The following is a 19,798-nucleotide window of genomic DNA, read 5'->3' on the forward strand; positions in this document are numbered from 1 at the left end:
CACGCCTTTCGAAGGGATAGCCCTCGCATGTCCGCACTCGCTGAACGCCCGCAGGCCATGGCCGTGGCGGAAAGCCGGACCGCGGCCGGATTGCGCGGTTGGCATGCCATAGAAGTCGCGACGGACATCGCTTCACTCGAACAGGCGTGGCTGACGCTCGAAGCCCGCGCGCTTGTGACGCCGTACCAGTCCTATGGTTGGGTGCGCGGCTTCGCCGAGACGATCGGCGCCGCACATCGCATGGATTTGCGCTACGCGGTGCTGCGGGACAGCCATGACCGGCCCGTCGCGATCCTGCCGCTGGTGATCACGCGCCGCAGCGGCATCCGGTTTGCCGAGTTCATCGGCGGCAAGCACGCCAATTATCACATGGGCGTCTTCGCGCCGGAATTTGCCACCACGCTCGATGCCTCCCTTGCACGGGCCATGCTGGCGGAGGTCGCGGCTGCGATCGGCGGGCTCGACGCCTGCGTCTTCGTAAACCAGCCCACGCTCTGGCAGGGCATCGCCAATCCGCTGGCTACGCTGGCGGCCGGGCCCAGCCCCAGCGGCGCCTACAAGCTGGCGCTGAACAGGGGCGATTGCGACGGCACGCTGCGCCGCGCGATGAGCAGCCATGCCCACAAGAAGCTGAAGAACAAGCGCAACCGCTTCGCGAGCTTTGGTGCCTCGCGTCTGGCCAAGGCCGAGAGCGCCCGCGAGATCGCGCGCATCATCGAGGCGTTCCTGCTGCAGAAGGCGGCACGCTTCAAGATGATGGGCCTGCCCGACCCCTTCGCCGATCCTTCGGTGCGCGCCTTCCTGGAGCGAGGCGCGCTGCCATTGGGCAACGCGCCGCCGGCGCTGGAGCTCTATTCGCTGGATGTCGAGGGCAGCTCGGTGGCGACCTATGTAGGTGCGCTGCAAGGCACGCGCTTCTCGGGAATGGCGACATCCTTCGACATGGACGGCGATATCGCCAAGACCAGCCCGGGCGAGATCCTGCTGGTCGACCTGATCAAGTTGAAATGCAGCACCGGCATCACGGTTTTCGATCTCGGCGTCGGCGAGGCCCGCTACAAGACCACGATCTGCGACGACAAGGACGATCTCGTCGACACCTTCCTGCCCCTGACGCTCAAGGGGCGCGCCTTCGCGTCGGTCGCGAAGGCCAAGCGCGCGGCCAAGCGCCGGATCAAGGCCTCACCGCTGCTGCTGAAACTGGCGCAGCGCGGCTATGGCTGGCTCAACCGGAACCGCGGCGGCGCCGGCGAGGAATAGGGGCCGGACGCCCCGTTCGCGCGCCGAAGACGCGCCGTATCAGACCGGCTGCTCGTCGCGCATGCGCGGCTGGGACAGCCCCCGCGACATGATCGCGCTTTCGTCCATGACAAGCGTCACCGGCGACGCGGTCAGTTCCGACAGCCTGTAGCCGGCCTCGACGGCATGGCCGTTGCTGGCATGGCCCGCCATGACGAGCCCACCCTGCGCGCGACTGGCGATAGGCGCCAGAACGGCGCTGTCGTCGTTGGAGGCCGCGGCCACCAGCACCCAGTCATAGGTCTCGCAGAGCGCATCGAGGGCAACCTCGACGAGGTCGGGCGCGGCCAGCACGGCGTCGCGACCGGCGCGGCCGGGCCCGATGCGATGCAGGCGCGACCCTTCGGCGCGCATGATGATGTCGGAGAACAGCGCCTCGCCGGCGAGCAGTTCAGAGAAGCCCGGCTGGCGGCGGTCGTCGTCGCTGGCGAGGTCGATGATGATGCAGCGGCAGCGCTGCGAGAGCAGTTCGGCCAGGTCCCGCGCCGTGGTCGCGCCGGCACCGCCGCCATCGAGAACCACGACCATCGGGGCCATGCCGCGCGGAGGCTGGTCTATGCGGGCGCCGAGATCGGCTAGCGTCTGCTCGGGCCGCTCGAGATCCAGCGTGATCTGTCCGAGGCGGCCGGTGTGGGTCAGGAGTCCCGCGACGCGGGAATGCAAGGGGTCGCGGCGGTCCTGGGTGCCGACATCAGGGCCGACGCCGACGAAGCCCGGCGTGCGGCTGGGCCCACGTGCCGGCGCGCCGGCCTGGCCGTTGAGCAGTTCGCGAGAGACGGCCGTCGCCAGCGCGATCAGGAAGGTCGCGAGCGTCGCGACCAGCATGGTCGAGACCTTCTTGGGGAAGGATGGATCTGTCGGCTCGATGGCGCGCGAAATCACGCGGGCATCGGCGGGGGTGGCGTTCAGGGTGTCGCGGGCCACAGCCTCGCGATAGCGGCCCATATACTGCTCGAGCTGGTCGCGCAGCGTCTTGGCCTCGCGCTCCAGCGCACGCAGCTGGACCTCGCTGTCATTGGCGGTCGAGACGTTCTTCTTCTGGCCGTCGAGCGCAGCTGTGAAGCTCTCGATGCGCTGGCTGGCAATCTTGGCCTCGTTTTCCAGCGTCCGCACGGCGCGTTCCGCGGCGGCACGAAGCTGGCCTTCAAGGTCGGTCAGTTGCGCGTTGAGCTCCTTGATCCGGGGATGCTCGGACAGCAGGTTGCGGGATTCCAGCGCGATCTGCGCGCGCAGGTTGACGCGCTGCTCGATCAGCCGGCGCACCAGCTCGTTGTTCGCGACGTCGGGAATCTCAAAAGTCCGGCCCTGCTTGATCGCATCGCGGATCAGCCCCGCCTTGGCCTGAGCCTCGGCCTGCTGGCTGCGGGCGGCCGAGAGCTGGGTCGAGAGATCGCCGAGCTGCTGGGCGGTGATGGTGGTGTTGTTGGCGCCGACGAGCAGGCCGTTGCGCGAGCGGAAATCCTCGACCTTGGCTTCGGCTTCGGCGACGCGCTTGCGCAGCGGCTCGATCGTGGTCGAAAGCCAGGACGAGGCGCTGCGGGCGGTATCCTGCTTGGCCGCTTCCTGCGTCTCCAGATAGGTGCTGGCAATGATATTGGCACCCTTGGCGGCGAGGGCCGGGTCCTGCGAGGTGAACTCGACCGAGACGATGCGCGAGCGGCCGACCGGATAGACCAGCAGGCGGTCGTAGTATTTCTCCAGCACCCGCTCCTCGGGCGAGCGGTCGGCGGGATGGGCGCCAAGGCCGATGAGCACGCCGATCTTCTTCAGCGCGCTGAGCGTGCCCGCGCCGGAGTCGAACTCGGAATTGCCGACAAGGCCGATGCGCTTGATCGCCTCCCGCGCGAGGTCGCGAGACATGATGACCTGGACCTGGCTCTGCACTGCCTCCGCGTCGAATTGCTGGCCCGAGCTTTCGCCGGACGCCTGGCCGGGACGCGTGTAGAAGCTGTCGCGGTTCTCCAGCAGGATACGCGCCTCTGCGGTATAGCGCGGAGGAATGACATTGACCGCGACGAAAGAGAGGCCAAGCGCTGCAAGGCTGGGCCCGATGATCCAGAACTTCCGCCGCTTGATGGCAGCCCAGAGTGCGGAGAGGTCAAGCGTCTCGCCGCGGCCATCGCCGCCATCCCGCATCCGATCGTCGGCCTGAGCGGTCATGAGCTTCATCCATCCACGCAAAACTGGGACGCCCGGAGAGAGGCGCTACGCAGAGGAAACCCGATTAAGGTTATTACCGGGTTAAGTACGGTCGGGCGCGGCCCCTTCGCGCCCGGAACGTGATTTCGGGGCACCCGGATTACAGGGGCTCATAGATTTTTAACCATATCCACCTACCCATTGGGCGAGCTTCCTGCATGGGTATCGCTAGTGATGAGTCCCCGCCTTCTCCCCGTCGCTCTTGCCATCGCCCTGGCGGCGAGCGCCTGCGCGCCGCGCTATGGCGAGGCCGACTACGCCATCTCGCAGCCCACCGGGCCCTATCGCCTCGCCAGCGGCGACAAGCTCCGCATCATCGTCTTCGGGCAGGACAACCTTTCGAACGTCTATTCCGTCGACGGTAGCGGGCGCATCTCGATGCCGCTGATCGCCGCGATCGAGGCGCAGGGGCGCACCACGCAGGAACTCGAGCGTGCCATCGAGAGCAAGCTTCGCGGCGGTTTCCTGCGCGAGCCCAAGGTTTCCGTCGAGGTCGACACCTATCGCCCCTTCTTCGTGCTCGGCGAAGTCACCAATTCCGGCCAGTTCCCCTTCGTCAACGGCATGACCGTGCAGACGGCGGTCGCGATCGCCGGCGGCTTCACGCCGCGCGGCCAGCGAGCATTCGCGGAAGTGACGCGCATGATCGACGGGCAGCTCGTTACGGCGTCCGTGCCGATCACCTACCCAGTCCAGCCAGGCGACACCGTTGTGATCAAGGAACGCTGGTTCTGATCTCACCGGAGACGCCGTCATGAACACCGGAACGACCGCGCAGAAGCTGCGGATTCTGCATGTCTTCCGGGCGCCTCTGGGCGGGCTCTTCCGACATGTCCTCGATCTCGCGCGCGGCCAGGCGGCACGCGGCCACGATGTCGGCATCTTCTGCGACTCGACGACAGGTGGCACGCGCGCCGACCAGGTCTTCGCCGAGCTGGATGGCACGCTCGCACTCGGCATCACGCGCGTGCCGATGTCGCGCTATCCGAGCCTGACTGACGTCAAGGCCCAGATGGCCGAGATTGCCACACGCAAGCGGTTGAAACCGCAGATTGTCCACGCCCACGGCTCCAAGGGTGGGGTCTATGCGAGAGTGCCCGCGCTGCTTGCCGGCCGGCGCGACTACGCGACCGCCTATACGCCCCATGGCGGCAGCTTCAACTATAAGCCCGGCACGACAGAGCATCGGGTCTACATGACCGTCGAGCGGATGCTCGAACGCGCGACCGACATGTTCCTGTTCGAAAGCCGGTTCATCGCGGCGCGCTTCGAGGCCTATGTCGGCCATGCCCCGCGCAGCGACCACCGCATCGTCCTGAATGGCATCTCGAAAGCCGAGTTCGAGCCGATCGACCACAGCGAGGCTGCGTTCGATCTCGTCTATCTCGGGGAACTGCGCTCGGCGAAGGGCATCGACACGCTCATCGAGGCGCTCGCCCAACTCAAGCAGAGCGGGCGGCTAACGCCGCGCATCCTGATCGTCGGGTCCGGCCCCGACGAGGCGGCATTGCGCACCATGACGCTGTCCTGCGGCATCGCGGAGCAATGCGTGTTCGAGCCGCCGGGACCGATCCGGAGAGCGCTCTCGAAAGCCCATGTCATGGTGGTGCCGTCGCGTGCGGAATCGCTGCCCTACGTCGTGCTGGAGGCCGCGGCCGCAGCGCAGCCCCTGATCTCGACCGATGTCGGCGGGATCAACGAGATCTATGGCCCCGATCACAGGCACCGCCTGATCCCGGCCAACGACCCCGCCGTCCTGGCTGGCGCGATCCAGGACATGCTGGGCCGCTCGGACCTCGACCGGCGCGCGCAAGCGGCCGACCTCGCCGATCATGTGCGTCGCAACTTCTGCCTCGACGCGATGGTCGACGGCGTGGTGGACGCCTACCGCGCCGCCCTCGCGGCGCGCGGTCGCTCCTGAGCGCCGCTCAGAACATCTTCAGCGCGACGACGCCTGCCAGCACCAGCGCGATGCCGGCCCAGCCCGATGGCCGGATGCGCTGGCCGAAGACCAGCGCTCCGATGATCGCGGTGATCACCAGCCCCCCGCCACCCCAGACCGCGTAGGCGACAGAGAGGTCCATGCCGCGGATCGCCTGCGCGAGCGCGGCGAAGGCGCCGCAGACGAGCAGGATACCCAACCCGCCGGACATGCGGCGCTTCATGCCGTCCGAGAGCTTCAGGAGGCAGGTGCCGGTGACTTCGAGGATGACGGCGAGGCCGAGCCAGGCCAGGGCGAAGCCCTGCGGAATGTGCGGGGTCATCACGCCACCCTCCCCTGGTGCTCCTCCGTCCCACTGCCGACGCCGCGCTCGAGCAGGACGATCCCGACGAGGATGGCACCCAGCGCCACGATGCGCGCGGGCGTAAGGTGCTCGCCGAAGAGCAGGTGACCGGCGGCTGCGATGCCGACGATGCCCAGACCCTCCCAGACCGCATAGGCGACCGCCATGGGAATGACGCGCAGGGCGACGCTGAGCAACGCGAAGGAAAGCCCGATCAGCAGGAGAGGCAGAAGGGCGACGATGACGGGCGCCGAAACGAAGGATTTGAGCGCAGCCGTCGCCACGATCTCGACGGCGATAGCCGCGAGCAGAACCAACCAATGGATAGACATAGTGCACACGGGGAAAGCCGATGCCGGCGTCGCCGGTGCGGCGACGACAGGTCAGCGATCTTTGGATCCCTGGTAAAATCCCGAACCCTAGGAGAGGGCACGGGGCCTTGCGAAAGATCTTGGGGTTTAAAAACGAGTGTCCGGATCAAAAAGGCTTCTGGCGGATCGAACCGCAAAAGCAGCACAGCACCCAAGTGACAGCCGGACAGGCGGTCGAAATGTTGGGCTCATCAATGTGCTTCTCATACACTCATCACGGATGGATATGCCGAAATCAGTGCTTTATGTCAACCAGAATCAACTTTACCGGCCCAAAAGTCAGCAAAACAGATGCCTTTTCCTGCGCCGAAAAACTTCGATCAATACATTGACGGACTTGGAGAAAACTCGTTTTTTAGCGAGACGTTTCCCGCAGGGCATTTCTACCCCCGATCGCGGGCGCAAAATCGAACGAAATCGCGGCTCCGGCGACTTGCCCACGACGATATCCGAGGCGGGCCGCAGGAGCCTAAGGGACCGCTCGCCAATGCCGCGGCGGAGGTGGCCTGCCGAGGAGGCGCACGGAGCCACGGACGACAATAGCCGAAGCCGCCCCAAAGGTATTTCGCAAGGTTTTCTAAGCCATGCCGCGAAACAGCGAGGGGTCGGATTAAGCCTTCCGTGAGCAATTTGCATTAGACGAACGCACAAGACCGGACGGCCTCGGCCTTCCCGGCCCGACCAGGGATGGCATATTATGGGCGCTTTCGATGTTCGCGATCTGATCAAGGCCGACGCGGCTAACGCCGCGACGTCCGGGATGCTGGGTCCAGCCAGTGGCGGCGCCACGCGCGCCTTCCATCCCCTGGCCGAGCGTATCGCGGCGATGCCCGTAAAGCCGACGCTTTCGCCTGTCATGATCGAAGGGTTCGTACGACTGTTCGACGTCCTGGCGATCGCCGGCGTCGGCGGCCTCGTCTATTGGCTCTATGTCGCTGGCGTGGTCGACAACGTCCTGCCCTATCAGGTCACGGTGCCGATGCTGGCAATCGGCGCGCTCGGCACATTCCAGGCCCTTCAGCTCTACCATATCGGTGCGCTGCGCCATTTCACGACCATGGCGGTGCGACTGACACTGGGCTGGACGATCCTTTTCCTTATCGGACTGGCCGCGTTCTTCTTCCTGAAGATGGGCGAGCAGGTGTCGCGCGTCTGGTTTGCCGGGTTCTATGCCGGAGGCCTGGTCGTTCTGCTGGCCGAGCGGCTCTGCGTCACGCTGGGCGTCCGCGCACTGACCCGCTCGGGCCGGCTGGAGCGCCGCACCGCAATCGTCGGTGGCGGCGAGGCGGGCGAGGCCCTGATCAAGGCGCTCGAAGCACAGCGCGACACCGGCCTGCGCGTCTGCGGCGTGTTCGACGACCGCAATGACGACCGCTCGCCCGATCTCGTGGCCGGCTACCCCAAGCTCGGCACGATCGACGATCTCGTCGAGTTTGCCCGGCGTACCAAGCTCGACCTTGTGATCTTCACCTTGCCGATCTCGGCCGAGACCCGGCTTCTCACGATGCTGCGCAAGCTCTGGATACTGCCCATCGACATCCGCCTGTCGGCGCATATGTCGAAGCTGAGGTTCCGCCCGCGCTCCTATTCCTATATCGGCGCCGTGCCGGTGCTCGATGTCTTCGACCGGCCGATCGCCGACTGGGACATCGTCGTCAAATACCTGTTCGACAAGGTCGTCGGGACGCTCGCCCTGATCGCCCTTTCGCCGCTGATGCTGACGACGGCCATCGCGATCAAGCTCGATTCCAAGGGACCGGTGCTGTTCCGGCAGAAGCGCTACGGCTTCAACAACGAGTTGATCGAGGTGTTCAAGTTCCGCTCGCTCTATCACGAGATGGCCGACGTGCACGCGGCCAAGCAGGTGACCAAGGACGATCCACGCGTCACCCGCGTCGGCCGCTTCATCCGCAAGACCTCGATCGACGAATTGCCGCAGCTGTTCAACGTGCTGTTCAAGGGCAACCTGTCGCTGGTCGGCCCGCGTCCGCATGCCGTCCACGCCACCGCCTCGAACCGCGCCTATGAGCAGGTCGTCGATGGCTATTTCGCCCGCCACAAGGTCAAGCCCGGAATCACGGGCTGGGCCCAGATAAACGGCTGGCGCGGCGAGACCGACACCGAGGACAAGATCCAGCGCCGCGTCGAGCACGACCTCTATTACATCGAGAACTGGTCGGTGCTGCTCGACCTCTACATCCTGATCAAGACGCCGATCTCACTGCTGACGAAGAACGAGAACGCCTATTGAGCGCGCTCGCCGACAGCCCGGGCGATGACGCGGGCCGCCGACGCGGCCTCGCGATCTCCTATGCCGCGCTCAAGCGTGGCGCGCTCTGGCTGCTGACGGCATCGAGCTGGATCGCCCTGATCGAGCCCTCGCCATACGAGATCGCATTCGTTCTCGTGCTTCTGGTGTTTGCGCTCACCGGGATCCGGTTCTCGCAGAAGCTGCTGCCGCTGGCGGTGCTGCTGCTGCTCTTCAACATCGGCGGCGCGATCTCTCTGGTGCCCTGGATGAATGATCCGGACTCCGTCCGGTTCATCGCGGTTTCGATCTACCTGATGATCACCGCGATCTTCCTGGCCGCGATCATGGCCGACGACGCGCTTGGGCGGCTCGAGACCCTGAGGAAGGGCTATCTCGTCGCCGTCTGGTGCGCCGGTATCGCCGGCATCCTGGGCTATTTCGACATCGCCGGCCTCGGCGAGAAATTCACGCTCTACGGGCGCGCCTCGGGCACATTCAAGGACCCCAACGTGCTGGGGCCCTACCTCGTCCTGCCGATCGTCTTCGCGCTGCAATACGTCCTGATCGGGCGATACAGCCTCATGCGCGGCATGTTGATGATCAGCGTACCGCTGGCGGCCCTGTTCCTGACCTTCTCGCGCGGCGCCTGGGGCAATCTGGCCGCCTCCGTGCTGGTGATGGTCCTTGTGACGTTCCTGACCTCGACCAGCGCGGCACGCCGCACCCGCATCGTCATGCTCACACTGGCAAGCCTGCTGCTGGCGGTGGCGGCGCTGATGGTGGCCCTGTCTTTCGAGGACATCAGGGCGGTGTTCGAGGTCCGCGCCAGTCTCGACCAGAGCTACGACCAGGGCGTCACCGGCCGCTTCGGCAGCCAGATGCGCTCGATACCGCTGCTGCTCGACGACCCCAACGGTTTCGGCCCGTTGCGCTTCCGCTGGATATTCAACCAGCAGGACCCCCACAATGTCTACATCAACGCCTTCGCCTCCTATGGTTGGCTCGGCGGCTGCGCCTGGCTCGCGCTGATGGTGGCTACTTGCTATGTCGGCTGGCGCCTCGTCTTCAGGCCGGCACCGACGCAGAACCACGCGATCGCGATCTGGTCCGTGCTGTTCGTCACCATCCTGCAGGGCGTCCAGATCGACACCGACCACTGGCGCCATGTCTATCTGATGCTGGGGCTGATCTGGGGGCTGGCAGCCTCGACGGCGCGCACCGCAGGCCCGGCGAGGCCGCACTGATGAGCGCACCGAAGCAGAACGCCAATATCCAGGCCCTGCGCGCCCTTGCCGCCGTGCTGGTCGTCGTCGGGCACGCATTCCACGAGACCGAGACGATCTCGGCGGCCGTGGGCCGCGCCGCGCCCGACATGTCGTTGATCTACTGGGGATTCGGAGTCGACATCTTCTTCGTCATCTCCGGCTTCATCATGGTCTACACCTCGGCCGATCTCTTCGGCCGTCCGGGGGCGTGGCGCGTATTCCTGACCCGGCGCGTGACGCGGATCGTGCCGCTCTACTGGCTGCTGACCACCGTCCTCATCGTCGGGGGAGCCATCGCACCGCGCCTGCTCAATGTCCCGATCGGCGACTGGCAGCATGTGCTTGCCTCCTACGCCTTCATCCCGAGCATGCGGGCGCCCGGCGAAATCCGCCCCGTCATGGCGCTCGGCTGGACGCTGAACATGGAGATGTTCTTCTACGTGCTGTTTGCGGGCGCGCTCGCATTCCCCTTCCGCCGGGGACTGGCGCTGTTGGCGCTGGTGATCTGCGGCTTCGCGGCGGTCGGCATGGTCTTCAGGCCGCAGCAGGTTCAGCTCGCCTTTTGGACGCAGTCGATCATCCTGGAATTCCTGATGGGATGCCTGCTCGCCGCGGCGTATCTCAAGGGCGCAAGGTTGACATCGGCAGTCGCCATGGCGGTCGCGGGGCTCGGCGTCCTCGGTATGTTCAAGTTCGGCGGCGTGGATGGGCAAGGCGACATGCCGGACGCACTACGCTGGGGCATCCCCGCCCTGCTGATCGTCGCGGCAGCCGCCCTCGCGGAGAGCTCGACATCGCGTCTCATGCTGTGCCTGGCGATGCTCGGCAATGCCTCCTACAGCCTCTACCTGATCCACCCCTTCGTGCTGCGCCCGATGCGCAACATCTGGACGCAAGCCATCGGCGGCGCCCTGCCCCTCACCACCTATGTCGTGGTGGTGACCGTGCTGGCGACGCTCGTGTCGATCGCGATCTATCGCTGGCTCGAGCGACCGCTGCTGCGCTGGGCGCAGAGCGTCACCAGGGGCGATGCGAGCTGTCCGCGCCGAGCGCCCCACGCGGCCCCGACACTGCCCTGAGTGCCAGGCTCAGAGCTTGTCCTTGCGCACCACGACATAGGCGTAGGTGGTCACGAGATCCCAGCCGATCTTCGCCGCCAGGGCATTGAAGGCGTGGTCAGCCTGCTTCAGCCCCGGCATCCGGTCGAAATAACCGTGCCCCCAGAAGCGCTGGATATGGACGTCGTCGAACCCGGCGCGATTCAGCATCGGGGTGAGCTGGCGGCGGCTGCCACGGCACCAGTCGTAGAAGGCCGGGAATTTCGGATCACCGCCATCGTCGCGACGCGCCGGGAACAGCGCGTGCACGATGGCGCGCGAGGCCTTTTCGGGAAGCATGTGGTTCAGCGCGAAGACGGGCGCCCACAGCGTCGGGAAGAAGGCGAGCGCGACTCCGCCGGGCGCGAGCAGGGCATGGATGTTGGTCCACGCACGCTCGACGTCGTGGACATGCTCGAAGACCATGCGCGAAACCATGAGGTCGTAACCGCCACGCGCGACATCGGGCTCCGAGAGATCGCCTGCGATATCGAATCGCGCGGTCTTCAACCCGGCCGGCGTCAGGGCAAGTTCGCCTGCGTCGATATCGTTGACGATCAGGTCGATGCCGTTGCTGGCGGCCTGCTGCGCGGAAAAGAGCGGATCGCGTCCACCGCCGATCTCGCAGACACGGCGCAGGCCGAATTGGTGGGCCAGCCCGAGAATCGTAGGCTCGTAATGGTCCCAGGCCCATTGCGAATGCCAGTCGGGCGCGATTCCCCGAAAGAAGGTCTCGATCGAGCGGACGCGCTCGGCAGAAGCCATCACGATCGGCCTTTCCCGCTCAACAGTTACCGTCGCCAGTGACATGGTCGCCTCCGCCTGAACACCCTCCCCGTCCCGATCCACGATGCTGAAATCCCGGTTGGACGGCAATAAGAGCCTTAAGCCAAGGTTAATGCAGGAGGCCGCGACTTGTACCGCTTCGGGCCACTCGAAGGAAACTGTGAGAAGTGCGCAAACAGCGTTGCATCCGCCGCAACCCGACTCTATAAGCCGATCCGTCGGAGCGTAGCGCAGCCCGGTTAGCGCACTTGTCTGGGGGACAAGGGGTCGGAGGTTCGAATCCTCTCGCTCCGACCATTTTACCCAATATCGTCATGGACTTAACACGTTCGCCCTTTGGGCGGGCGTCGCAGAATGTTGCGCCCAGGACCGACGATACGCGCCTTACGGTGCAAAGGTCCCCGCAGAAGCCCCCGCATGATGTTCGCGGGCCGTTCTCAGAATCACTTCCGGCTCTCGCGCCGCTTCAGTTCGGCCTCGACTGCCTCGCGGATGAACGCCGCCGTCTTCCCCTCGCCTGCCACAGCCTCGATCCGATCAAGCCACGACTGCGTCACGCGCAGCGTCGTCTTGATCGTCTTTTCCTTCGGAGCGAGCGGAGGGCGTCCCATGCGCCCCGCAATATCGTGTGGCTCATAGCCTGTCAAAATCCAGCCTCCTTGCGAATAATAACGTAGGGCGCTTATTGACAATAACGTAGGGCGCTTATAAATTCAAGACGCAGGACAAGGAGAGCGGCTGTGAAGCTGGACCCGACAGAACGAGACTTCCTTCAGCGAGTGCGATCTGGGATGCGCCTGAGCCCCGCGACCTATGATGAGGACAGGGCTCGGCAGCGGTGCCGGCGCTGGGGGCTGGCGTCCGTTGAAATGAAGCCGAGGCGCTGGGTGATCACGCAGCTTGGTCGCGACGTATTGGATCGCCAGTCCTCCCCGGAGCCCCGCTCATGACCTCATCTCATTTGACGGCACAGGCTCCAGAGGCCTCGATCGCGGTAGGTTCTGACCTGACGACCAAGGCAGCGGCATGGGACGGGGCGGTCGCTTCGAACCAGAAAGGCTACGAGCGCGGCGTCAAAGCAGCTCTCCAGGTAATCAGCGGTCTGCGCCTTCAGTACACGCCTGCCCCGCAAGGGCGCGTGAGGTTCAGCGTCCGCGACCTTGACCGCGCTTTCAAGGGCGGCCTCGACCTCGCTCGTGAGGACATCGCCAAGCTTCTCGCTGATGCAGGCCCCGCCCTTACCGCCGCCTCCCCCGACGAGGCATCGTCATGACAGCGAGCGCCACGAGGGGCGTGCAGCCAGCAAACCCGTACCTGATCACAGGCCCGGCGCTCATCAGCTTCAGCGGCGGGCGCACGAGCGCCTTCATGCTCAAGCAGATCATAGATGCGCATGGCGGCACGCTTCCGTCTGACATCCATGTTGCCTTCGCCAACACGGGGAAGGAAAGGGCCGAGACCCTGCGCTTCGTCCATGAGTGCGAAACGCGATGGGGCGTGGTGATCCATTGGATCGAATGGCGCAAGGACGGTGAGTTCGAGCGCGTGGGCTTCAACTCGGCCAGCCGGGAGGGTGAGCCCTTCCAAGCGCTGATCGACAAGAAGAAGCGCCTGCCGAACTGGAATGAGCGCTGGTGCACCGAATTCCTGAAGGTGCGGCCGCTGACCGCTCTCGCCAAGGTATTGGGGCTAAAGACCGGCTCATATGCCGAGGTCGTCGGCCTGCGTTACGACGAAGGCCACCGCATCATAAAGGCTATGCACAACGCGGAGTTCAAGAAGGTGAAGGGCGTCGACGTTCCGCGCAAGATCAAGCGAACCATGGCGTTCCCGCTCTCGCGTGCCCGGGTGACGAAAGCGGATGTGCTGACGTTCTGGCTCGGCCAGTCCATGACGCTTGCCGCCGGCGAGACGCCGCAGGGCTTCGACCTTGGGCTCGAGCCATGGGAAGGCAACTGCGACCTCTGCTTCCTCAAAGGCCGGGGGATCAGGAAGCGCATCATCCGAGACGATCCAAGCCGCGTGATGTGGTGGTCGACCAATGAGGCCGCACACAAGGGCAAGCAGGAACGTGGATGGTTCGACAAGCGCGATAGCGTGGCCGGGTTAGCCGACGAGGTTCGCAGGTCTCCGGAACTGTTCGAGCCGATAGACCCTGAAGAATACGACGCCGAGTGCGGCCTGACCTGCGCGGGAGAGGCAGCATGACAGCGAGCGCCACGTCCCCTGCTGCGCTGGAGGCTCTAGCTCTGAGAGTGGAGTTGCAGCGCCTTGAGGCCGCCGCGCCTTTGAGTGCCCGCGAGACAGCGCGCTATCTCGAAATCGAGCGCCGGATAGATCTGTTGGACGCAGTCCCGCACGCAGCCTTCCTCCGCGCCAAAGCCTCAGAGGCCACCCCACACCCTGCAGAGGAGACACGATGATGGCTGATCGAGATGAATCTGTGTTGGCATCCGCGAGTGTCCGGCCAGAGCCTGCGAACGTAGAGGCGGCTTGGGCGGAGCTGGTCTACCAGTCTGTGCGCTTCGCCAATTGGGCCGCAGGAGAAGGCATCTGCCCCATAGCCGATGAGCCGGCACTGCCTCCGGATGAGTTTCTGCTCGCGTTCTCCGAAGCCACCGGCTTTGAGGATTGGGAGGGGCTTGATGTCGGGGCAAGAGAACGCCTTGCCGCCATGGCAGAGCAGCGGGACGCGCTGCGGCAGTGCCAGTCCGCGCTTGCCATGATGGTCAACCCAGATCGCATCACGGGAACCACGATCATGACGGCTTTCGCCACAGCAACGGCGGCAGAAGCTAAAGCCCGTAAACTGCTGGGAGACGAGAGGTGACAGAAAGCCAGAAGACCGCGATGGCCGAACTGGTGGCCGCGATATCCGCTGATGTTGAATCGCGCAGGGCAACACTTTCGCCCGCGCTTAGGCGCCCCTTCTTGGATCGGGTTGCCGCTGCCAGAACCCGATTGAGAGCAGCGCTATTGGAGACCGCAAATGGCTGATCCAATCGTTGAGGGAGCAGAGCGCGAGGGGCTGACCATCATGCTCCTCGAAATGCAGGCAGAGTGCATTGCCCGAGGCATAAGCGCCGAAAGGGCAAACAAGGCGGCGCGTCATACGCGTGGTCTTCTTGAGGCCGAGAGGGCGAAAACGGCTGAGCTACTCGCTGTTCTGGTGGCGGTTGAAGCCAGTGCTGTTCTAGGCGGCCATTGGCGCACCGACGAAGTTGTCTCCGCCGAAGCGATGGCGGCTGTTCGCGCGGCCATCGCTGGTGCCACGGAAAGGCGCGCGATCCTCGCGGATGCCCCCCAAAAAGAAAGCCCCACCCATGTCTAACACAGTGGACGTAGAGGCGCTGGTCGCGAGCTTTCGTAGGCTCCTCGCCAAGTCAATCACCGAAGTGGCGGGCATCATGTGCTCGCGAGGCGAAATCGCGGCGCTACTGGATGCTCTCGAATCCCGAGACACGGCCCTCTCCACCCTTGCGCGGAAACTGGATTGGGCGCTTCAGGCGCTGGCCGACGAGACCAAGCGTCACCTCGAATGTGAAGCCCTCTCCGAAGCCCAACTCGCCAAGATGGCAGATGCGTTGAAGCCGTTCGCGGAGGCTGCTAGCGACTGTGATGTAGCGGACGATCTCCGCACCGGCGTCGTGAAGCCTGCCGATGTCATCTGGGAAAGCTCTGTCGCGGTATCGATCACCTTCGGTCACATCGAAGCCGCCCGCGAAGCCCTCTCCACGGCCCCTGCGGCTCGGGAGGTGGGGGTGACGACTGCGAACTGCTGCCATTGCGGGCGGATCGTCGATACTCGCGAGAAGGCAGAAGGCGGCGACGACTTCGGCTGTGAGCTTTCCGATGGCCGCTGGACGTGCTCGCCCGAGTGCTGGGAGATCACCACCGAAGCCCCTGCGGTAACGCCCGAGATCGCGAGGCTGACGCAGGAGTTGGAAGCCGAGCGGCGCCGATCCGACATGATGCGGGTCCAGCGCGACGGGCATGCGGCCACCCTCGCCGCCAGAGACGCTGAGATCGTGAAGGCCGTAGCGGCAGAGCGGGAGGGTTATTTGAACGCCATCAAGACCCGTAACGCTCGGATCAGGCAGCAGCGCCGCGCGCTCAAGACCCTTCAGCGGGATCGCGACATGAAGGACAAGGAGCTGTGGCATCTGGCCGATGCCCGCGCCCGCGCCCGAGATGGTCAGGTCGAGGAGCGGGGACAGACTCCGACCGTAGAGGTGATCGAGATCAGGAAGGGCCGCGTTGAACCTCCTCCCAGCCCTTGATAGCGTGGCGGGATGCGATTGCCCTTGCCATTGACGATCAGGAAGACGCCGGGAGGCTATGCCATCGAGGACGCCGCAGAGGTGCTTGTCGCATACCTCTATGCAGAGGCAGATCAGACTAGGCGAAGCATCGTGAGGCGGGAAGTATCCGGCCCCGGCCCGGCAAAGCCGGGGCCGGCCTTCAATTAGCGCTGACCGCCCTTCTGTCCAGCTTCCGAGGCTTTCTGGCGGTCATTTGCGAAGTTTCCTGATCCGCCTCGCTCCCCGCCACCCTGTTGACCGCCACCCTGCTGGCCGCTGCCGCCACGGTCGGAGTTGCCGGCCTGCTGCTGTCCACCACCGCTGGCTTCGCCGCCCTTCTTGCCGGCTTCGGATGCGAGCTCGTGATCCTGAGAGAAGCTCCGCTTCTCTGCGGGCACGCTCTGCCCACCCTTAGACGCAATATCGCGCTGCTTGTCGTCATCCATGGAGGCAAAACCACGGTTGTCAGTGTTGTTAGCCATCTTACTCTCTCCACATAACTTAAGTGATCCTCTGATAGGCTCACAGATGCTGGGTGAAGGCCGGGCCACATGGCCCGGTCGCCTGATCAACCGATACTCTACGACCTGGTTCCAAGGTTTTGAGCGAAAAATTTGCAGGGATATCGGCTCAGCGGCGTGCCGAGGTGAAGCTCGTCGCTCACGGCTCATCATCAACCTTGAGCGGCCGCGCTCCTTGCGAAAAATAGCCGCGCAGGAAGCCTCGCGAGACGGACCGGTCGGCGTCGGCAAGCAGCGTATCCCAGTCCTGCAACACAGCGCGCAGCGCGCCGAGCGAGAAACCGTTCACAGGGACGCTGCTGTTCGCCGTGCTGGTTGGCGCCGTTGTGGGCGTGCTCGGAGCCCTGATCTGGACTTGGCTGTGAAAGCGCCGGATCTCTGCATCGATGGCACAGCTTAATCCGGCAGTTACTGCAACTTCGCGGGGTGGACGACTTGGTTGACGGCTGCGGAAATCTTCGCTGCCATGTCGGCCTCGTTGTTGATGCTAGATGCGAGGTCAGAGTCGTAAATATTGGACCATACGATCTGGCCCGTGTCGGCTTGCACCAAGCGGATCGAGATCCTGATCTTGTCCTTCACCTCTCGGATCGCCCCTTGCAGCAAGTACCGTTTTTCCCCGCGGCGAGTGCCTGTCTGAGATGGTGTCACGGCACCATCTGAGCTCACGCTCGGGAAAATTGCCAACCCGCGCTTTGCTGAGAGAGCTGTGATGACCTCGTCAGATAGCTGTGTAGCTACGGTCGCGACATCGGCGCTGCGCGTCAAATTCTCGAACGGCTTGACCAGGATGGCAATCCGCGAAGTATCAGAAACCGGAAGTGGCCGCTCGGAGAACAAGAAGAGGCCAGTTAGTAACGTTATGGCAATGGCAGCCGCAGAGATCTGCAGAAAAAACCTCTTATGGAGATCCCAAGAGGGCCGAGAAGACAAATTTGTCTGCGGCAACGCCAGGTTCAGCGGGTCAAGTGGATTATCACTCTGAGTGGCTCGAAGGCTGAAGCGCGGAACATACCCCCCTTTGGGCATGTCTATAAGAACCGTATCATCCGCACCCTCCAGGAGATAGTAGCGTTCTAGTGCGCGCCTAAGGCGTCCCGCTTCGATGCGTACTGATGGGTCATTTGACGTGTCGAAATCGGGGGGCCTGCCAAACACTTCGACCGCAATCGTATAACCTTTGATGCGTTCGGCACGGTCTGCCAGCGACTCTTCAGTAACGTATGTTAAAAACGCGCGGACGCGCTCAGGTACGTTGAAATCATGGCTGGACAAAATTCGAGCCAATTGCGCGCGAATACGCTCGTCGCCAAGCGGAATAATATCCGGTGCATCTCGTCGCGCATTGAGCTCTCGCGGCTGATCCATGGCGCCCCCGACGGCCATCCATTTCAATTTTAGCAAGCCTGCGCATACTGGGCCTCAATCTGGCAAACAGGCAACTCCAATTTTGACGACTGAAAATGGCGGGCTGTTACGATGAATGCTCCTTTGTTGACCGAACTTGCATTTAGCCAAATCTGGGCTGCTGSAGGATTTTCGCRCCCTCATTGTTTCTAAGGACAATGGTACGACGGCTGTGCGAMGTGCACAGTTGCGGGCGACCACGAGGATGACGCCGATCGCAAGCAGCATTGATTGATCGAGATCCGAACCATGACGCGGATCCAGGAGCGCGGACGGACTCGCCTGAAATTGCGCCTGCCACATTGGCGGGCACGGTTTGAACGCGCATCAAGCGAAGCCTTCCTTGATATTTGCGAGGCTTATGAGCTGGCGTGGATGGGACTTGAGTATTGGACAAGACCTGAGCGGCCGACCAACAACGCAATGATCTCCGAATATCGCCAACTCGTAGCTGCATTGGAACTGGACGCTCAGTACGCAGCAGCCCGCGATGCCTGCGCGCGATAGCCTCCACGGCAGAGCTTGGCTGCCGCTCTGCAGGATTCATGTTGCACCCTCAAGAACGGGAACGTAATGAGAACGAATCGACCCAACGAGTCAAGCTGCATCCGGCCGAGCACCAACCTTCACATGGACGATCACCACTACCCCACTGTCGGCAGCGAGCTTGCCCAGGGCCTTCATCTGGCCGAACTCCACTGCCTCGACTGCCAGCGGTACGCCGACGTGCCTATCGACGCCCTACCGCCCGAGCGGCGGGTTATCGACATATGGCAGCACTTCCGCTGCTCGCGCTGCGGCGGCAAACGTCTGCAGTCCCGCATGAGCATCCATGAGCACTACCGCGTGATGAAGGAGCGGACCGGCAAGGGTCACGGCCTGGGCGTCCCTGGAACCGGAATGATCAGCGACCGTTCTGCGCTCGACAGGAGAGCCCCCATGGCCAAGATCGTGATCAGTACCCCCGAGCAATACGAAGCGGTCATGAACGAGATCGAGGCGCTATCCGGCGCTCCCGAGGGCTCCAAAGAAGAGAACCTGTTGATCGACCTGCTAGACGCAGCCGCGGAGTGGGACCGCAGCCAGGGCGGCGAGGCCGCGGGTGACCCAGAGCCTATGAACGGCAAGAAATTCGGCGGCGAATCCCCGCACTAGATATCCAAGCGGTAGACCTCAACCTGCTCTGCATCTTCACGCAGCCCCTTGAACGATGCATGCCGGGGAGCGTGCCGTCATCGGAGCAGGCGCGGAAGGCGACCTCGGCCGCCAGCGCCGGCTGGGTCCGCCACACGCCCTTGCGCTTGAGCGCGATCGCCGGCTCTTCGATCACCAGCGCGTCGCCGAACGCCGCTCGACTGCCTCGCCGGCATGCACGGCACGCAGTGCTTTTCGTCTTTCTCAGCATAGACCGTTCGGTATAGTCGAGGCAGTTGCGAAGCTCCCACCTCTGCGTCGCGCGTCAAGGATAGGCTCCTCATGATACCATCAACCGACGCCTACACGATCGCTATGCCGTGGTATGAACGCGAAGACTTTGAAGAGTTGCTCGCGATCGCTGTCGATGGAGAGGGCGCCCCGCGCGATTATGATGAGTGGCATCGCAAAGCGACACAGGTCGCCAAGGCTTATCTAAATCGCGGTCATGCGCTGAGCGTGATCACCGTGCGGCCAGAACCCTTTCTTAAATGGCTAACGGACCAACAACTTCCCAATACCGCCGAGAACCGCATCCGCTATGTAGAGTACCTTGCGTCGGCTGGTGGCCGCCCTATTGGCCTAGGCAAAGACACACACTGCAGCGACTGCTAGCGCGGCCACGGTAGATCATCAGCTGATGGCTGTTTAGCCTTAAATGCCCGGATCGCTCTATCGAGGCCTATCCGGATCAGATCATCCGACGAGCCGCGGCGAGCACCTTCCAAAACCTTCCGCCGCGCAACAGCTTCCGCGAGACCTTCGGCGGTGGTGATGCGGATGATCGGGGCCAGATCCTCGAATTTTCTAACCATGAAGCCC

22 protein-coding genes and 1 tRNA gene are annotated in these 19,798 nt (G+C 63.9%); 15 read left to right on the forward strand and 8 right to left on the reverse strand.

What is annotated here, in order from left to right; all coding sequences use genetic code 11:
• Positions 1-27: 27 nt before the first annotated feature.
• Positions 28-1,260, forward strand: a complete 1,233-nt coding sequence (locus tag AC1D2L_RS01945; protein ID WP_476844119.1) for a GNAT family N-acetyltransferase — start codon at positions 28-30, stop codon at positions 1,258-1,260.
• 39 nt (positions 1,261-1,299) lie between these two features.
• Here the strand turns inward: AC1D2L_RS01945 and AC1D2L_RS01950 are convergent, their stop codons facing one another.
• Positions 1,300-3,459, reverse strand: a complete 2,160-nt coding sequence (locus AC1D2L_RS01950) for a GumC family protein (protein ID WP_476844120.1) — start codon at positions 3,457-3,459, stop codon at positions 1,300-1,302.
• Positions 3,460-3,672: 213 nt separating this feature from the next.
• Here AC1D2L_RS01950 and AC1D2L_RS01955 point away from each other — a divergent pair, with 213 nt between their 5' ends.
• Together AC1D2L_RS01955 and AC1D2L_RS01960 are read left to right on the forward strand one after the other, a co-directional pair.
• Positions 3,673-4,233, forward strand: a complete 561-nt coding sequence (locus AC1D2L_RS01955) for a polysaccharide biosynthesis/export family protein (protein ID WP_476844121.1) — start codon at positions 3,673-3,675, stop codon at positions 4,231-4,233.
• Between the two features lie 19 nt (positions 4,234-4,252).
• Entirely contained in the window at positions 4,253-5,419 is a 1,167-nt protein-coding gene (locus AC1D2L_RS01960) for a glycosyltransferase family 4 protein (RefSeq protein ID WP_476844122.1), read from the forward strand.
• A 7-nt stretch (positions 5,420-5,426) separates the two neighbouring features.
• On the opposite strand, the gene mdtI is transcribed toward AC1D2L_RS01960, so the two are convergent.
• Complete coding sequence (gene mdtI / locus AC1D2L_RS01965) at positions 5,427-5,762, reverse strand: multidrug/spermidine efflux SMR transporter subunit MdtI (RefSeq protein ID WP_476844123.1); 336 nt, start codon at positions 5,760-5,762, stop codon at positions 5,427-5,429.
• Positions 5,762-6,115, reverse strand: a complete 354-nt coding sequence (locus AC1D2L_RS01970; protein WP_476844124.1) for a DMT family transporter — start codon at positions 6,113-6,115, stop codon at positions 5,762-5,764. The genes mdtI and AC1D2L_RS01970 overlap by 1 nt, the downstream gene beginning before the upstream one ends.
• Positions 6,116-6,851: 736 nt before the next feature.
• Here AC1D2L_RS01970 and AC1D2L_RS01975 point away from each other — a divergent pair.
• The 3 genes from AC1D2L_RS01975 to AC1D2L_RS01985 are packed head-to-tail and all read left to right on the forward strand — an operon-like array spanning position 6,852 to position 10,749.
• Entirely contained in the window at positions 6,852-8,405 is a 1,554-nt protein-coding gene (locus tag AC1D2L_RS01975) for an undecaprenyl-phosphate glucose phosphotransferase (protein WP_476844125.1), read from the forward strand.
• A complete protein-coding gene (locus tag AC1D2L_RS01980) occupies positions 8,402-9,649 on the forward strand; it encodes an O-antigen ligase family protein (RefSeq protein WP_476844126.1) in 1,248 nt (415 codons plus the stop codon). Before AC1D2L_RS01975 ends, AC1D2L_RS01980 begins: the two co-directional genes overlap by 4 nt.
• Complete coding sequence (locus tag AC1D2L_RS01985) at positions 9,649-10,749, forward strand: acyltransferase family protein (RefSeq protein WP_476844127.1); 1,101 nt, start codon at positions 9,649-9,651, stop codon at positions 10,747-10,749. Before AC1D2L_RS01980 ends, AC1D2L_RS01985 begins: the two co-directional genes overlap by 1 nt.
• A 9-nt stretch (positions 10,750-10,758) precedes the next feature.
• Here AC1D2L_RS01985 and AC1D2L_RS01990 read toward each other — a convergent pair whose 3' ends face one another.
• Positions 10,759-11,532: a class I SAM-dependent methyltransferase gene (locus tag AC1D2L_RS01990; RefSeq protein WP_476844128.1), complete on the reverse strand. Its 774-nt coding sequence runs from the start codon at positions 11,530-11,532 to the stop codon at positions 10,759-10,761.
• A gap of 240 nt (positions 11,533-11,772) precedes the next feature.
• Between AC1D2L_RS01990 and AC1D2L_RS01995 the strand changes: the two genes are divergently transcribed.
• Positions 11,773-11,850, forward strand: a tRNA-Pro gene (locus tag AC1D2L_RS01995).
• A gap of 146 nt (positions 11,851-11,996) precedes the next feature.
• On the opposite strand, the gene AC1D2L_RS02000 is transcribed toward AC1D2L_RS01995, so the two are convergent.
• Complete coding sequence (locus tag AC1D2L_RS02000; protein ID WP_476844129.1) at positions 11,997-12,164, reverse strand: YlcI/YnfO family protein; 168 nt, start codon at positions 12,162-12,164, stop codon at positions 11,997-11,999.
• A gap of 335 nt (positions 12,165-12,499) precedes the next feature.
• Here AC1D2L_RS02000 and AC1D2L_RS02005 point away from each other — a divergent pair, with 335 nt between their 5' ends.
• The 5 genes from AC1D2L_RS02005 to AC1D2L_RS02025 all read left to right on the forward strand — a co-directional run bounded on the left by AC1D2L_RS02005 (position 12,500) and on the right by AC1D2L_RS02025 (position 15,833).
• Positions 12,500-12,826: a hypothetical protein gene (locus AC1D2L_RS02005; protein WP_476844130.1), complete on the forward strand. Its 327-nt coding sequence runs from the start codon at positions 12,500-12,502 to the stop codon at positions 12,824-12,826.
• Positions 12,823-13,761, forward strand: a complete 939-nt coding sequence (locus AC1D2L_RS02010; RefSeq protein WP_476844131.1) for a phosphoadenosine phosphosulfate reductase domain-containing protein — start codon at positions 12,823-12,825, stop codon at positions 13,759-13,761. The genes AC1D2L_RS02005 and AC1D2L_RS02010 overlap by 4 nt, the downstream gene beginning before the upstream one ends.
• A 214-nt stretch (positions 13,762-13,975) precedes the next feature.
• Positions 13,976-14,383: a hypothetical protein gene (locus AC1D2L_RS02015; RefSeq protein WP_476844132.1), complete on the forward strand. Its 408-nt coding sequence runs from the start codon at positions 13,976-13,978 to the stop codon at positions 14,381-14,383.
• Between the two features lie 159 nt (positions 14,384-14,542).
• Positions 14,543-14,884 (forward strand): hypothetical protein, encoded by a 342-nt coding sequence (locus AC1D2L_RS02020; RefSeq protein WP_476844133.1) that lies wholly within the window; start codon positions 14,543-14,545, stop codon positions 14,882-14,884.
• On the forward strand, positions 14,877-15,833 hold the full coding sequence (locus tag AC1D2L_RS02025; protein ID WP_476844134.1) for a hypothetical protein: 957 nt from the start codon (positions 14,877-14,879) through the stop codon (positions 15,831-15,833). The genes AC1D2L_RS02020 and AC1D2L_RS02025 overlap by 8 nt, the downstream gene beginning before the upstream one ends.
• 185 nt (positions 15,834-16,018) lie before the next feature.
• On the opposite strand, the gene AC1D2L_RS02030 is transcribed toward AC1D2L_RS02025, so the two are convergent.
• The 3 genes from AC1D2L_RS02030 to AC1D2L_RS02040 all read right to left on the reverse strand — a co-directional run bounded on the left by AC1D2L_RS02030 (position 16,019) and on the right by AC1D2L_RS02040 (position 17,743).
• The gene (locus AC1D2L_RS02030) at positions 16,019-16,336 is read right to left on the reverse strand and encodes a con-10 family general stress protein (protein WP_476844135.1); all 318 of its coding nucleotides are present in this window, start codon (positions 16,334-16,336) and stop codon (positions 16,019-16,021) included.
• A 178-nt stretch (positions 16,337-16,514) separates the two neighbouring features.
• Positions 16,515-16,664 (reverse strand): hypothetical protein, encoded by a 150-nt coding sequence (locus AC1D2L_RS02035; protein ID WP_476844136.1) that lies wholly within the window; start codon positions 16,662-16,664, stop codon positions 16,515-16,517.
• 119 nt (positions 16,665-16,783) lie between these two features.
• Positions 16,784-17,743: a hypothetical protein gene (locus tag AC1D2L_RS02040; protein ID WP_476844137.1), complete on the reverse strand. Its 960-nt coding sequence runs from the start codon at positions 17,741-17,743 to the stop codon at positions 16,784-16,786.
• Positions 17,744-18,031: 288 nt separating this feature from the next.
• On the opposite strand from AC1D2L_RS02040, the gene AC1D2L_RS02045 reads away from it, so the two are divergent.
• The 3 genes from AC1D2L_RS02045 to AC1D2L_RS02055 all read left to right on the forward strand — a co-directional run bounded on the left by AC1D2L_RS02045 (position 18,032) and on the right by AC1D2L_RS02055 (position 19,591).
• Complete coding sequence (locus tag AC1D2L_RS02045) at positions 18,032-18,289, forward strand: hypothetical protein (protein WP_476844138.1); 258 nt, start codon at positions 18,032-18,034, stop codon at positions 18,287-18,289.
• Positions 18,290-18,412: 123 nt separating this feature from the next.
• Positions 18,413-18,937 (forward strand): hypothetical protein, encoded by a 525-nt coding sequence (locus AC1D2L_RS02050; protein WP_476844139.1) that lies wholly within the window; start codon positions 18,413-18,415, stop codon positions 18,935-18,937.
• Between the two features lie 321 nt (positions 18,938-19,258).
• The gene (locus AC1D2L_RS02055; protein ID WP_476844140.1) at positions 19,259-19,591 is read left to right on the forward strand and encodes a hypothetical protein; all 333 of its coding nucleotides are present in this window, start codon (positions 19,259-19,261) and stop codon (positions 19,589-19,591) included.
• Positions 19,592-19,798: the final 207 nt, after the last annotated feature.

Source organism: Allobosea sp. P1_B10 (assembly GCF_056406735.1).